8 protein-coding genes are annotated in these 14697 nt (G+C 49.4%); 6 read left to right on the plus strand and 2 right to left on the minus strand.

All coding sequences use genetic code 11. The features are described from left to right. Positions 1 to 2: 2 nt before the first annotated feature. The 4 genes from IDZ20_RS14785 (at position 3) to IDZ20_RS14800 (ending at position 4827) form a co-directional block, all read left to right on the plus strand. The gene (locus IDZ20_RS14785) at positions 3 to 1517 is read left to right on the plus strand and encodes a tryptophan halogenase family protein (protein WP_188152222.1); all 1515 of its coding nucleotides are present in this window, start codon (positions 3 to 5) and stop codon (positions 1515 to 1517) included. 115 nt (positions 1518 to 1632) lie between these two features. After that, positions 1633 to 2415 carry a TlyA family RNA methyltransferase gene (locus IDZ20_RS14790; protein WP_188152223.1) on the plus strand — a complete coding sequence of 261 codons (783 nt, stop codon included), beginning with the start codon at positions 1633 to 1635 and terminating at the stop codon, positions 2413 to 2415. 139 nt (positions 2416 to 2554) lie between these two features. Further along, complete coding sequence (locus tag IDZ20_RS14795) at positions 2555 to 4222, plus strand: hypothetical protein (protein ID WP_188152224.1); 1668 nt, start codon at positions 2555 to 2557, stop codon at positions 4220 to 4222. Further along, a complete protein-coding gene (locus IDZ20_RS14800; RefSeq protein ID WP_188152225.1) occupies positions 4222 to 4827 on the plus strand; it encodes a hypothetical protein in 606 nt (201 codons plus the stop codon). The genes IDZ20_RS14795 and IDZ20_RS14800 overlap by 1 nt, the downstream gene beginning before the upstream one ends. Positions 4828 to 4978: 151 nt before the next feature. Here the strand turns inward: IDZ20_RS14800 and IDZ20_RS14805 are convergent, their stop codons facing one another. Continuing rightward, on the minus strand, positions 4979 to 7147 hold the full coding sequence (locus IDZ20_RS14805; RefSeq protein ID WP_245792349.1) for a TonB-dependent receptor plug domain-containing protein: 2169 nt from the start codon (positions 7145 to 7147) through the stop codon (positions 4979 to 4981). A gap of 268 nt (positions 7148 to 7415) precedes the next feature. On the opposite strand from IDZ20_RS14805, the gene IDZ20_RS14810 reads away from it, so the two are divergent. Together IDZ20_RS14810 and IDZ20_RS14815 are read left to right on the plus strand one after the other, a co-directional pair. Beyond that, entirely contained in the window at positions 7416 to 9281 is a 1866-nt protein-coding gene (locus IDZ20_RS14810; protein ID WP_188152226.1) for an autotransporter assembly complex protein TamA, read from the plus strand. Continuing rightward, positions 9281 to 13048, plus strand: coding sequence for a translocation/assembly module TamB domain-containing protein (locus tag IDZ20_RS14815; protein ID WP_188152227.1), 3768 nt, complete (start codon positions 9281 to 9283; stop codon positions 13046 to 13048). The genes IDZ20_RS14810 and IDZ20_RS14815 overlap by 1 nt, the downstream gene beginning before the upstream one ends. Positions 13049 to 13268: 220 nt before the next feature. Here IDZ20_RS14815 and IDZ20_RS14820 read toward each other — a convergent pair whose 3' ends face one another. Then, positions 13269 to 14684 carry an aminoacyl-tRNA deacylase and HDOD domain-containing protein gene (locus IDZ20_RS14820; RefSeq protein ID WP_245792350.1) on the minus strand — a complete coding sequence of 472 codons (1416 nt, stop codon included), beginning with the start codon at positions 14682 to 14684 and terminating at the stop codon, positions 13269 to 13271. Positions 14685 to 14697 lie beyond the last annotated feature (13 nt).

The following is a 14697-nucleotide window of genomic DNA, read 5'->3' on the forward strand; positions in this document are numbered from 1 at the left end:
CAATGTCAGATAACAGAATACGAAAGATCACAATTGTAGGCGGCGGTACTGCAGGCTGGATGACGGCAGCAGCATGCGCGAAACTACTTAAGAATAATTTTTGCGAAATTGAATTGGTTGAGTCCGACGCTATTGCCACCATCGGAGTGGGCGAAGCGACTATCCCGCAAATGCAATTGTTCAACAAAGTTTTAGATCTTGATGAAGATGATTTCGTAAAAAAAACCCAAGCGACGTTTAAGTTAGGAATTGAATTTGTAGACTGGACACGATTAGGGCATAGCTATATTCATCCATTTGGTTCATTTGGAATCAATATGGAAGGTGTTGAGTTCCAGCACTTTTGGATAAAGCAATTGCTTAAAGGCAAAGCTCCGGACATCGAAGCCTATTCGTTAGCAGCCGTTGCCGCTAAGCAGGGCCGCTTTATGCGGTCGGTGAATATGCCAAACTCACCACTTGCAGATATCCATTACGCTTTTCATTTCGATGCGGGCTTATACGCAAAATATCTCCGTGAATTCTCCGAGCAACGCGGGGTAAAGCGAACAGAAGGAAGAATTGTTGAAGTAAAACAAAATACCGATAGCGGATTTGTAGAGTCTGTTGTGTTGGAAAATGGTACGGTGATAGAGGGCGATCTATTTATAGACTGCTCTGGCTTCCGTGGCTTATTAATCGAACAAACCTTAAAAACAGGCTATGAAGACTGGAGCGACCTACTGCCATGTGACCGTGCGATTGCGGTGCCTTGTGAAAACGCTGGTGATCCAATTCCCTATACAAAATCAATTGCTCGGCCAGCCGGTTGGCAATGGCGAATACCGTTACAGCATCGTATTGGTAATGGTCATGTATTTAGTAGCCGCTTTATGAGTGAAGATGAAGCGACGAATATCCTGCTTAGTAACCTTGACGGCGAGCCGCTAGCGGAGCCTCGCACAATTAAATTCACCACTGGGAAACGAAAAAAATACTGGAATAAAAATGTAGTTGCTATCGGCTTGGCAAGTGGTTTTATAGAGCCGTTGGAGTCTACCTCTATCCATTTAATCCAATCGACAATTGCGCGTTTGTTCAGTTTCTTCCCTACCAAAGACTTTAGTGAAACCGAAATCGATACTTTTAATCGATTGTCGGATATTGAGATGGAGCGGGTACGTGATTTTATTGTCCTGCACTATGCAGCAACAGAGCGAAACGACACGCCGTTTTGGGATTATTGTCGCAACCTAGAGCTGCCGGAATTTTTAAAGCGAAAAATAGCGTTGTACGAAAGTAGCGGCCGAATAATTCGTCAAGATGAAGAGCTATTTAATGAAACAAGTTGGTTGGCAGTTTTTCACGGACAAGGCATTAAACCGCGCGGTTACCACCCAATTGTCGATACTCTCTCGCCGGAAGAGGTTGAGTATCGAGTGAATAGCGTTCGTAACGTAATAGAGAACTCCGCGAAAGAAATGCCGTTACAAAAGGATTTTATTGATAAGTATTGTCGCGCGGAAAAGCTTATGTAAGCTGAAAGATTAGAGAAAAAACGGGCAATATCTTTTTGCTGAGAAGTACTAATAACCAGCGTGTAGTGGCGAACAACCGCCATTCGACCAGAATCTCTGCTGTGAAACATATGAAATGAAAAATGATATTCGGGTTGATCAACTGCTGGTAACGAGGGATTTGGCACGCTCCCGTACCGAAGCACAAAAACTAATCGTTGCCGGTGCGGTAGAGCAGTTATTTGGCGGCAATTGGTTAGTGATCAAAAAGCCATCCGAGCGTTTGCCCGAACATATTGAGTTGCGGGTTGAGATTACTGAAGAGCAGCGCTTTGTATCAAGGGCGGGTTTAAAGCTTGAGGCGGCTATAAAGCACAGCGATTTGAACCCTAGTGGTTATCTTTGCTTAGACGTGGGCCAGTCCACCGGCGGATTTACGGATTGCCTTCTGCAATACGGAGCCGCAAAAATAATTGGTGTAGAGGTTGGTCACGGCCAGTTAGCGCAAAAGATGGTTACCGATAAGCGGGTAGTCTGTGTTGAAGGCTATAACGCCCGCCACTTAAGTGTGGATACCCTACCTGTGCAAGCTGATGAAAAGTTCGACCTAGTCGTAATGGATGTCTCTTTTATTTCCCAGCATTTGATCTTGCCGAATTTGCCGCCGCTATTAAAGACCGGTGCAACCCTTATAAGTCTTGTAAAGCCGCAATTTGAGGTGGGCAAAGACAATATCGGTAAGGGAGGGGTGGTGCGTGACGCGGCGCTCTATCCACAAGTAAAAGCTAAGATGATCGATTGCCTTATTACTTTAGGTTTTAATATTTGTGGTTATATTCCCTCACCGATTAGTGGCGGTGATGGAAACCGAGAATTTTTAGTTATTGCAAACTATGTCGGCCTAGAAGAGTCACAATAACGCATAATATCTGCTTAACTTATTTATAGCGCTGCGGAAATAAAACGCAGCACCGAATAAAATGAATTCTAGATATCGTCGCCTCGTACAGTTTGTTGTGCACTGTCGCTATATCGCTCTAAACTGTAGGGAGACTTTTTTGAGAACCTTCGCACTTGTCCTGCTTGCTATCGCTGGCTTTGGTTGTAGTTCAGGCGATGGCACCACGCCGCCGGCTGAACCCACTGCCGTACCGACCAACACCCCTATTCCCACCGCACCGCCAACGCCGATACCGCGTGTAAACGATGTTGTGATCAGCGGCACTATTACCTACGACTATGTTCCTCATAGCACCAGTGGAGCGCTTGACTATGACGCTGCAGAAGCGCGACCTGCGCGTAATATAACCGTGGTTCTTGAAGACCAAGGTGGTGAAATTGTTGACCGATCAGTGACCGACGTGAATGGTAACTATCAATTATCAAGCCCGGAAAATACCGTAGTACGCGTCGTCGCACAGGCCGAGATTGCCGAGTACGACGGGCCAATTTGGCAATTACGTATTGTCGATAACACGGCCGCCTATGCGCTATACGGCCTCGCGGGCAGTTTGGTAAATAGCGGTAGCAGCGCCAGTGTGCGCAATCTCCATGCGAGCTCTGGGTGGGATGCAGGTGAACAAGCGTATACCGCGCCAAGAAGCGCAGCCCCCTTCGCAATTTTAGATAGTATCGAAGAAGCTTTGGCATTGATTCGCGGTGTTGATACCACGGTCACTATGCCGTTGCTTGAAGTGGGCTGGAGCGAAAATAATATTCCAGTGGATGGCGATTTAACGCTCGGTGAGATTGGCACCTCTGCCTACTATCCAGAGAACGCGCGCATTTACATTCTAGGCAGTGACGGTGGTGATACCGACGAGTACGACCGCACTGTGATACTGCATGAATTTCAGCACTACTTAGAGGCGGCCATTTCACGCTCAGACAATATTGGCGGCAGCCACTCGCTACAGGACTCTCTCGATATGCGCGTTGCATTTGGTGAAGGTTATGCAAATGCATTTGCTGGCCTATTTGCTGGCACTAGTGTTTATCAAGACTCTTACGGCCCAGGCCAAACGCGCGGCTTTTCGATAAATCTAGAAAGTAACATTAATCGCAACAAAGGTTGGTTTAACGAGCTGGCAATTACCGAGGTGGTTTATGACATGTTCGACTCCACCAACGAAGGTACAGATAGCCTGAGCTTAGGAACCTATTATCTATATCAGTCGATCACCAGCGATTTTTATTACGATTCCTCAGCATTCACCAGCATTTATGTGTTTGCAGAAAGTTTGAAGCAATTGACCGGGCCGGTAATCGACGCCGAAATTGATGCCTTGCTGGAATCGCAACAGATATATGGTAAAGGCATTTACGGTGAGGGCGAATCTAACGATGGTGGCGATAGTGACGCCTTACCAATCTATCGTTCCTTAAGCCTTAACGTGGCTAGTGAAGTTTGTACCAATAAAACCTTCGGTGAATACAATGGGCTGGATGTGATGCGGTTATTGCGTATAGATATTCCTGCCGCGGCAGAATACAAACTTACTTTAAGCCGAGTCAGTGGCCTAACCGATTCCGATCCAGACTTATTGATATCGAAACAAGGCGCAATAATCCGTTACCTAAGTTCAGTTGAGCTTAATCGTGAAGTCGGTGTAATCCCCCTTACTGAAGGTGAACATATCATTGAAGTATTTGAAGCCGCCAATATAGATGACGACGAGGCAACCGGCGGTGCGGTGTGTATGAGCTTGCTAGTGGAGTTAAATTGATGAATATTACGATTACAGCAGTAGGGCGAGCAGTGGTTAATCTTGTGAGCCGAATTAAGCTCACAGTAAAATTTCTTATTTGTTTTGCGGCCTTGTTACCTATAGCCAGCTATTCGTATCAGTTAGCGCCGCATAAACCAGGTGCAAAAATACAAATCACCGAACAAAGTGTGAGTTATCTTCAAGCTGGCGTGGCCACCAAGGTAAACCTCGTTTTTTCCGTGCCGCAAACTCAGGGTTATTTACGTTTGCGCCTGAACTCCGTTGCCGACCTTTCGGTAGTCGCGTCTGAAAAGGGTTCAACACAACAGTGGTTGTTTGATTTATCTGAGCAATCCCCAGAGTTGGGGTTGACACTTTTAGGCCAAAACCAGGGTCGCCCCGCACTGATATTTGTTGCCGAACTGTTTGAAACAGAATTGGCGGCGGATTCTGCGACAGCGGCAGCAATTTCCAGTCGTGTACTTGGCGTTGCTTTTACTGTTGGCGATGGCGCTAGCGAAGCGGAGAATAAACCAACCGTTGTCGATTCAAGCAACGAGAAATCGGTTGGTAACGAAACTGCAATGCGATATTTGCCCGCAACAGAAACGATTAATCCCTAATTGCTCGTGTCGGATTTGAAATCGATAAACTCGCAATTAATGTATTAATTCGCTTAGTAAATTAATAATGCTGTATGCGCGACACGGCTGGGCATGCAGCATTATTGCCGGATTAAACTAGCGAGTAAAATTAAGCGACTAAATCAAGCGTTTAAAATTTTAAGCGCAAACCGAAGGCTGGAATTATTCCCCGTCCAGCTGACTCTACTAAAACAACGTCATCATCGACCGAGTTGATTTCATCGTAATCCAAGCTACGATCGGTAATATTTTGTTGATTTAACACATTGATAATATCGAGAACATATTCCGCGTCCATTCCCCACAATTTTCTAGACCACTTAAAGCGTACATCTAACTGGCTAAAGGTTGGATAGCGATCTGAAAAAGGCTCGCCATAAACGGGCAAAATACTATCTTCGAAATAGGGGTTTTCCTGCAGACCTATAATTGGGGTGTCGGCGCTGCCACTGCGAATAGTCCAGTGCAATCCGGCGTTAAAGCGCGTTGACGGAGCATAGTTAATAACCCAGTTAAAAATAATCGGCGTATCAAGATAGTAATCGATAGTGGTATCGGTACGAGTATTGGTGCGTTGGCTTTTGGCGAGACTAAGTGCAACCCAGGAATACCATTTACTGGTAAGTTCTTTATTGATCAGTAAATCTAAACCCCAGGCTTTCCCTTCTACTTCACTTACATAAAGCTTGTCAGCGTCTGGCTCCGTTTCGTTTAATGCTAATGGTAGATCACTCATTTTTTTATTGTAGGCTTCAAGATTCCAACTCCAACCGTTATCGAGTTCTTGCGCAACACCCAGCGTATAGTGAGTGGCACGTGGTGAGCGAATATCGGGGTTTCCAAAACCTTCTACCGCAGTCTCAATATCGGGGAATCGATTATAGCGTCCGTAACTGCTGGTTATCGTCCAGGCGGTGTTAAGCGCGTATTGCAAAGCAAAACGCGGGTTGAAAAAAGTTTGCTCGGTATAGTTGTCGTGTTGCCATTGCCAGCCAAGTTCGACATTAAGCTTGCCGGTGGCTTGCCAAAGGTCGGTAATGTAAGCCGTAGACTCGCGATGCTTTAGCGGCAGCGAACCGGTTCTGCGCTCACGTCGGGTCAGTAAGCAGTTGCTATTAAATTCGGTACAGACAAATAAAATTTGATCGTAAGAAAAAACGTTTTCTGTACTGTGCAGAGCTGAGCCTAAAACGAGTTTATGATCGCTACCTAGTGGTATGCCTATTTGCGCTTTAATTGAATCTTTGGTTTTGTCCGTATCATTGTAATAGTTGTCGCCCCAAGATAAGTGTGATTCGTTGGTAAGGCGACCCAAGCCGATCTTGTAGTCAAATCCAGAATTGCTGCGGTGTTCTAAAATGGCATTTTGGCCGTGGTAACCATTGTTAATTTCCGCTTTACCTTCAAAGTCTGGGTTAACTTCGACGAAGTCGGCGCGTTCGGTAAAGGTAGCTTTGGCGTTATCACTGGCTCCGCTCGCGGCAAGGGTAAGGCTGGTGTTGTCGTTAATGTCCCAAGCATATTTAAGATGGTAGTCGTTGTCTCTCGGCAGTTCATCAATAATCAAACCATCTTCTTCGTCCGGTGTCGGAATGAAAAGGTGTATTAGGCTGACGCGACCAGAAGCGTAAAAGGCAGAGTTCTCGGAGACTTGGCCTTCCAAAAAAAGCCCAGAGCGCAACATGGAAAGATCAACAATCGCCGCTAGGGGTTCTTTTTTAGGTTGTCGTAAGCGAATATCAAATACCGCTCCGGTAACGTCGCTATAGCCAGCGCCAAAGCCGGCGGAATAGAGTTGAAAGTCTTGCAAGATAGCTTCGTGAAAAACGGAAGTGTTGAACTCGTGGAAGACGTAACCTGCGGGCATAAAATCGACGAGAAATTGATTGTCGGCTGGAGACGAGCCGCGCACTGCAGGTTGGCCGCCGCGATTGGTATCTTGTAGTATGCCCGGCAAACTGAATATCGCCGCTAGAGGGTCGCCCAATGAGCCGGGAATTTCTACCAGCGTTTTGGTTTCTTGGGTAATTTCGGTGAAGTTGCCCATGCGCCGGCCGATCACCTGTGTCTCTTCTATTTCGCGCTCTACTTTTTCGGGCTCATTAGCCTGGTCGGTATTCGGCGTCTGCCCAGCGCTGGGGTTAGTTGTCAGTAGTGCTATGGTGGTCAATAGGGTAATTGACCAAGGTTTGTGATTATTGCCGTACTGCATTAGGTCGTCCTTGAGGTTAAATATTGTTGGTTGAGTTGATGCATTGAAGGGTGCTAAACCACGGCAATGGCTATGACGTAATTGCATGTGAATTGATTACGTGTGAACAGTCTAAAGCGATCTATGGTCTTAAATTGTGTTCAGTTGTAAATAATTGCAAAAAACGTTTAAGCGCTGAGTTATGGTAGCGGTTTTACAGTAGGTCACTCACTATATGTCACATCTAAAAATAGCCAGAACGGTAGTAGGCTATTGGTTTATGTTATTCGGTTCATCTTTCAGCGCGCCAATTGGCGCGTTTGTTAGCGTGAGTTGTGGGCGCGTTTTTGTTGGGGGTTTAGTGAAAGTAGTACGAATGTTGTCTATTTCGTTGCGCGGATGGTTGTGTGGGTGGCTAATTATGATGTCGATACCGGCCTTCGCCGGTGTACTGCCATTTGTACAAGAAAGTAGCTATCGCTTGACCTTAACACCCAGTGACAAGGGCTTATCCGAAGTGATCAGTCTCAATCTCGATGGTTTTGCCGCGGCCGATAGCAGCGCGAATACGGATGTGTTTAACCGTATCAAAACCCAAAAGGATATTATTGCGCGTAGTTTGCGCGCCGAGGGTTACTACAGTTTCAGTATTGATCATCAATTTGACGATCGCGGCGATGTTAAAACCCAGCAGGTTGTCTATCGTATTCAGCAGGGCCAGCGCTATAAGGTCGCGGCATTGCACTTTCAATTCCCTCAGCAGGTGGCCGCGCCAGCAGCACCTGCTGACACCAGCCTCAAAGTTGGTTCCGCCTTGCGTGCGCAAGATCTATTGAATCAATTCCGCTGGCTGCAAACGTGGGTGGCAGAGCATAGTTGTCTTGTCGACCCGCAACTGGATTACCAGGTAACCCTGAATCGCGAGCTGGCCAGCGCCGACATTACCTATCGTTTAAAAGAAGCCACGCCCGCTTTGGTTGGCCACGTTGAGTTTGTCGGTGCGAAAAACCTATCGCCAGATATGTTGGCGCGTAAGGTGTTAATTAAGCCCGGCGATTGTTTTCGTCGAGCCAAGCTAGATGACGCCAAGCTAGCACTGCTTCAAACGCAATTGTTAACCCGTGTCGACTATCGAATACAGCGCCGCGCTGGTGAGCTCAGCGCCGCTGGCTACAAGGTCGTGGATGTGGTTTTTACCCTTGAGGAATATCCGCGACGCAGCATGAGCGTTGGTCTCGGCTATAGTACCGACTACGGTCCGGGCGTTACGCTCGGCTGGCAGAATCGCAACCTGTTTAGCGGTGGTGAGCAGTTGGCTTTTAAAGCCGGTGTCGACGAAGTTAATCAATATATTAGCGGCAGCCTTGGTCTACCCGAGTTCTTCGCTGTTCGTCAAAGCCTTACCCTAAGTTCTGAGATACGCAGTCAAAAAACCGATGCATTTAATACCAGTCAGTTGGAAGCTTCGGCAGTTATTAGCCGAAAAATTGCTGCCCCCTTAACGGCGAGCTATGGCGTAACCCTGACCGCGACTGAAGTTGAGACGCTCACAACCTCTGCCGCGGTAGGTGGCGCGGAGCCTGTCGCTAGTCGACAGTCAGAGATTTATCGTTTGGTGGGTGTGCCGGTTACGCTGAACTTTGACAATCGCGCTAATCCGCTTGATGCAAAACGCGGCTGGACCATGGGCGGCTCGGTACAGCCGATGTTCGACCTAACTAAAACCGACACCCGCTTTTTTCAGTGGACGGTATCGGCCGCACACTACCAAACCGCCAGTCGGATGAAGTTTAAGCCTACACTTGCGCTGCGTGCTGCAGCAGGTGCTATTACGGGTGCTGGGGTAGATGACATACCAGCAGATCAGTTGTTTTACGTGGGCGGTGGCGGTTCGGTACGCGGTTATCCCTATCAAACACTCGGAGCACTGCAAACGACCACCAGCGCCAGTGGTGGCACTGATATCACCCCTTTGGGTGGCAAATCATACGGTGAGCTTGCAGCAGAATTGCGGCTGCAATTAAGCGAGTCTTGGGGGCTGGTAGTGTTTACCGACGGTGGTTACGCCTACCCGGATGAACTCCCTAAATTTGGCGAAGACTTCTATTGGGGCGCCGGGCTTGGCTTACGCTTTATTACCAGCTTTGCACCTATTCGCTTCGACGTTGCGGTGCCGCTGCAGCAGCGCGATCAAATTGACGATGACTTTCAGCTTTATATCAGTATCGGGCAGGCATTTTAATGGCGAGTGGCAGTAACCAACCCAGTAGCGACTCCAGCGGCCAAGCAAATAGCCAAGCGGGTGAGTCAGCGGGCGAACAAAAGTCGTCCTGGCTGACTCGCACCTTGCGCATTATTAAATATCTGGCCCTAGCGGCAGCGCTCTTACTCTTGCTGCTGAGCGCCGTGTTAGCAACGCTGCTCGCCAAGCCCAATGGTCGCGTTTGGCTGGTAACACAAGGGCTCGAACAGGCCAATCAGCGCCTGTCAGACCTCCATATCGACATCCAGGGTTTAAGCTCGCCGCGACTAGGGCATTGGCGCTTTCACTCTTTGCAGGTTGAGCAGCGGGGCAACCCGCTATTGATGGCGCGAGACGGCGAAGTGTTGCTCGATCTCGATAGTCTATGGCAACGGCGTTTGCACCTGCCGGCGATTCGGGCGGGGTACCTTAGCCTTGATTTAACGCACCCAAGCGCCGATACAAACGCTAAAAGCGAGCCGGCAAACGGCGAGCACTGGCCAATACAAGTCGATGAGCTGTACCTAAAAGATCTGCAGCTGGCCTTGCCGCCTGAGCTATTTGCAGCGCCAGCGGGAAGCCCGCTTGCGGACCTGAACCAGTTACAAGCACGCGTAAAAATGTCGTTTGGTAAAGACGGCAATCACATCAGCACCAAGATCGCCGACCTTAGCGTGAACCTGTGGCGTCATAGCTTTGTGCTGCAAGCGCAAGCGGATTACAACGCCGCGATCGATCACTTCGCCTTGGTGAGCTCAAGCTTTAAGATCGATGATCAACCCCAGCAGCTATTTGCCACTTGGGATCGAGGTCGCTTAAATGTTGATATCAAGCTACAACAGCTGCCTTTGGATATCGCTCAGTTTTGGGTGCCACAGCTCAATAGCGGGTTCGCCAGCGGCGAACTGCAAGTTAAAGGCCGCTGGCCAGAAGTTCATGCCAGCTTTAATCAGTCAGCACAGCTGAACATGCAATACCAAGGGCAAAATTGGCCCATATCGCTGCAGGCTAAAGGCGAGTTTGGCGACCGTAAATTAAGCTTGACCGAAGCCGTGGTATTGCTGAAAGACGCGCAGGCGTCTGCGGCTGAAACGCTTGCAGTAGGGGCTAGTTCGGCTAGCGATAACAAGGCACGCAACAAAAGTCTCAGTAAGAAAGGTCTTGGTAGTAAGGAGGTTCGAATAGCCTTAAGCGGTAGCTATCAGATGGCGTTGGACAGCGTCGGCGAGCTCGCGTTTAAAGCGGGTGAACTAGACGCCAAGCTCAATGTCGCCAACCTCAATCAAGACTGGATTGTATTTGCAGCGGGTTTGGCTGGTACCGAACTACCTGAGCGCTGGTCGTTGGCGCTACCTGAATTTGCGATACAGATACGCGGCCCAGTGGTTGGCGCCTTTACCGGTGATTACAGCCAGTTGAAATTGCAATCGCAATTCTTAGCCAAGGCGCAGTATCAGTCATCAGCCAAGCAGCCGGTGTCAGTAGCAGGCGCTGGCAATCCTAACGAAACTGCCACACAAGAAAAAGCCGCTAGCAGCAGCGCAGCTAAGACTGAACTGACCCTACGCAGCCAGCTAGCTGGCACGGTATCGCGTTTACAAGTGAAGCAGTTTGCCCTAGCCAGTGGCGACACCAGCCTTGATCTAACCGGCATGTTAGATCCACAGGGCGAGCGCAATCAGCTGCAACTGCAAATAAAGCGTTTTAATTTGAAGTTGTTGCGCGATTTGGATCTAGCCTTGCCAGACAAGCTGGAAGGCGCGGTTACTGGCGAAGTGCAACTGAAGGGCGCGTTACGCAAGCCGCAGTTAGTGGTTAACGCCCGTGGAGATCTCAACTATCCACTGCAAACTCAGAGCGGCAGCTGGCGTGATGAGGCGTTGCAGGTAAACCTAGAGGGCAGCTGGCAAAACCAGATTGCGACCATCGAAAAACTCCAGCTGGTACGCGCCCAAACTGCTGATAAACCCCTTTTGCAGTTACAGGGGCAGGCGAGGTTAAGTGAATCGGCGGCGAAGAAGATCCCAGCTATGAATTGGCACTTGCAGTCCGAGGGCTTTCCTATGGCGATTGTAGCGCCCTACGGTTGGCCAGATGCCAATGGCAATATGAGTGCCGATCTTACCCTTGCCACCGAATCTGCGGCGCAAGTATCGGCGTCTTGGATGGCGGCGGCGAAGCTGTCCGGTGAACTGACTTATCGCTCGCAATTGCTAGTGGCGAAAAAGCCGCCGCGCGAGATTGAATGGCGTGCGCGGATTACCAGTGCGGAAACCGCCGACGGTAACGCCACTTCTGATGTGGCGCCGAAACTGTCAGAAAATTCGCAGCCGTCAACAGGCGAAGTGTCTAGTCGCTGGCAAATCGATGCCGAGGTATTCGACCGCACAGAGCAGAACCCTTGGCAGCAGCGCGGCAGCTTGCGCTTGGCGACCAATACCGGCTCTATTTACAGCCTGTTAGAGCAAGACACCGCCAGCGACCAAATTGCGCTGCCGGAACTATCGCTCAATGCCAACTTCGACCTAGACGCTATTCAGTTTTTGTTACCGCCGGAGCAGCGTGTTGGCGGGCGTTTACAAACCCAATTATTACTCGCTGGAGACTGGCCCAAACCCAATATAAACGGTAGTTTGCAGCTCAGCGATGGCGTTTATGTCAACAGTACCTTGGGCCGAGGCTTTTCTGATATTCGTTTTGATAGCCGCATTTTTGGCAGCCATTGGCGTATCACCGGTTTACATCTTGCCAGCGACAACGGCGGGGTACTCGATGGCCGTGGCGATATTCGCTGGGATCAACCTGCGAGCGAAGATGCGGTCGACATCAGTATTAACGCAAGTCGTTTCAACTTTATTGAGCGGCGTGAAGTGAGTGGTGAAATTGGTGGCCAGTTGCGCTTGAAGGGTAGCCTTCGCGACCTGTTGCTCAGCGGTGATTTGAGTATTACTCCATTAGAAATTTCTATTGCCGAAAATCCCGGTCCGACGATTGCAGAAATAGACTACCAGTTCGCGGCAAGCGAAGAAGAGCTTGCCGCCGAAGCCGAGTCTAGTTGGGTGCCAAACCTGCGTATCGAGTTGAATATACGGGCAGATCAGCAGGCGTTTATTCGCGGCCGCGGTTTGGATGCCGAGCTACAAGGTGGTATTCAGCTGAGTGGAACACTGCAGGCGTTGGAGTACGAAGGTGTCTTTAAAACCCTGCGCGGCCGTTTTGAAGTCTTTGGCAAAAAGTTCGATTTAACTCAGGGCGAGGTTGGCTTTAGCAATCAATCGGCAGTGTTCTTGGTGACGGGCGTACACCAGAAGGGCGATACCAAAATCACGGCAGAAATTTCTGGTACTGCCGAGAAGTTTAATCTGAAGCTCAGTAGCGTACCGGCAATGCCGGAAGATGAAATTCTGGCGCGTTTGATATTTGGTAAGTCGGTACAGCAAATCACGCCAATACAAGCAGTACAGCTGGCGCTTGCGGTGCAGACACTGCGTGGCGGTGGTGGTTTTGATCCACTTGCTGAGACACGCAAGTTACTCAACGTCGACAGTGTTTCAGTAGATTCAGACGAGCGCGGTATGAGCTTGGGGATTGGCAAGTATTTAAGTGAAGACGTGTATCTGGAGCTGGAACGTAGTTCCGACCCCGCCCACCCTTGGCGCGGCAAGGTACTGATCGAGCTGACGCCAAGTATTAGCTTGGAAACCACCACCGGTGGCAGCGGCTCGCAGGGCGGGTCGGCAACCTTGCTATGGCGTCGAGACTATTAATAACACCCATCAAATAATAACAGCGATCAAAACGGCGATAAGCCTGAGCTTTAAAAATAATAGTTCTAGCGTCACAATTAGCTTGCTAATACTGGGGTATCTCGGCCTTGTTACGGTCTGTTTCCCAATAAAAAACCCCGTAACAGAATGGTCTGTTGCGGGGTTTTTAGCAACTAATCAACGCATTTGTCAGCGCTTAAGCGCCATTTTCGTATATTTTCTAGCCGCGCATCTTTTCGGCCAACGCGTCTAAGTCCTCACCGGACTCTAAAATATTCTCTACCGCAATAGACGCTGTTTCCATATCTAAATGAAGGTCTGCGTAGATGGATTCTGGGAGGTCAATTCCCAAGTTGTCGCCAAACCCGGCCTTTGCGAGCAAGTTTTGGGCGATAAAGAGTAGTTTTGAATACTTGCAGTGCTCACCGTGATAATGCGGGTTGTTCTGTTGGCGCAGCGCGGTAACCACCTCGCTGGGCATATTCCAGTTGTCTAGTAACCAGGCACCAATTTGATTGCCTGTGACGCCGAGCAAATGATGTTCGACCAACGAGGTCGGCACATGTGGGTTGGCATTACTCATACGATTGATGGTGTTGAAGTAGGGGGGAAAGACCTCCGCCATTACCATATAGCCAAAATTGTTGAGCAGGCCAGACAGGTAGGCCATGCCGAAACTGGGGCGGTGTTCTCGAGGAATACTGGTGACCAAGCCTTCTACTACGGCGGCGGTATATGCTGCGCCGCGCCAGTAGTCGGCAATTTGTTTTTTGCTGAGCACAGCGTTGGTCATACTGCGGCTCATCGACAGGCCCAAGGCTAGGTTCAGTACCATATCAAAGCCAAGTACGCGCACGATGGCATCGTGTACTGATTTAATTTTGCCCGGCGCCGAATAGTAAGGTGAGGCCGCCCAACTGACCACCTGTGCGGCGAGGCTGGGGTCGAGTTCGACAATGTTGGCCAAATCGCTAATGTCCGCTTCAGGGTCGGCACGCAAGCGAATAATACGCTGCGCCGTTTCTGGCAGTGGCGGCAATTCTAACGTTTCGTCTAAGCGTTGTTGAATTCGCTTTTGGGTGAAGCGTTTTACCGAGTCAAGAATCTGGGCTTCGTCCTTGGCGGTGTCGTCGGTGAGATTCGGTAGGCTGACCGCAAACTGCTTGCGTTCAGATTTGGCGACAATATTGGCGAAGTCGGTTTGGTTAAGCTCTAGGTAGCGACCCGCGCCCGATTCCAACCAGACAATATCTTTTTTCATTAGGCTGTCGTCGATTATGGTTGGCAAGCCCTGCCAGCCTGGAATGGCCGGAATCGCCGTTAGCCCTTCGGTATCCATAATTTGATTGATATCGCCTATCGGCAAACCTTCTAGGCTGCGACCGGTTTGGCGCAATAGTGCGTCCAAATCGACCATCGCATCGGCCGGAAACAGCAGTTGAACTTTGCCTTGGCTATCTTGGACTAGCATCGAGCGCACCGCACAGACGCGATTGCCGCTAGGTACCAGCGTCATGTTGGTCGTGGTGGCTTCGGTCGTGGGGATCTCGAAATGGATATTCTGCGTGTTAAGCATTGCAACGATGCTAGCGGGTAGCGACACGTCCTTTTCTCCTGTAAGTTTTCTAAAGGGCATAATCTGAGTGCTA

Origin of the sequence: Teredinibacter waterburyi (assembly GCF_001922985.1) — a bacterium.
Taxonomy (GTDB): Bacteria; Pseudomonadota; Gammaproteobacteria; order Pseudomonadales; family Cellvibrionaceae; genus Teredinibacter; species Teredinibacter waterburyi.

Excerpts from the sequence above, each read along its gene's own strand:
- IDZ20_RS14785 (WP_188152222.1), top strand. The coding sequence starts at position 3 with ATGTCAGATAACAGAATACGAAAGATCACAATTGTAGGCGGCGGTACT.
- IDZ20_RS14790 (WP_188152223.1), top strand. The coding sequence starts at position 1,633 with ATGAAAAATGATATTCGGGTTGATCAACTGCTGGTAACGAGGGATTTG.
- IDZ20_RS14800 (WP_188152225.1), top strand. The coding sequence starts at position 4,222 with ATGAATATTACGATTACAGCAGTAGGGCGAGCAGTGGTTAATCTTGTG.
- IDZ20_RS14805 (WP_245792349.1), bottom strand. The coding sequence starts at position 7,147 with ATGCAATTACGTCATAGCCATTGCCGTGGTTTAGCACCCTTCAATGCA.
- IDZ20_RS14810 (WP_188152226.1), top strand. The coding sequence starts at position 7,416 with ATGTTGTCTATTTCGTTGCGCGGATGGTTGTGTGGGTGGCTAATTATG.
- IDZ20_RS14815 (WP_188152227.1), top strand. The coding sequence starts at position 9,281 with ATGGCGAGTGGCAGTAACCAACCCAGTAGCGACTCCAGCGGCCAAGCA.
- IDZ20_RS14820 (WP_245792350.1), bottom strand. The coding sequence starts at position 14,684 with ATGCCCTTTAGAAAACTTACAGGAGAAAAGGACGTGTCGCTACCCGCT.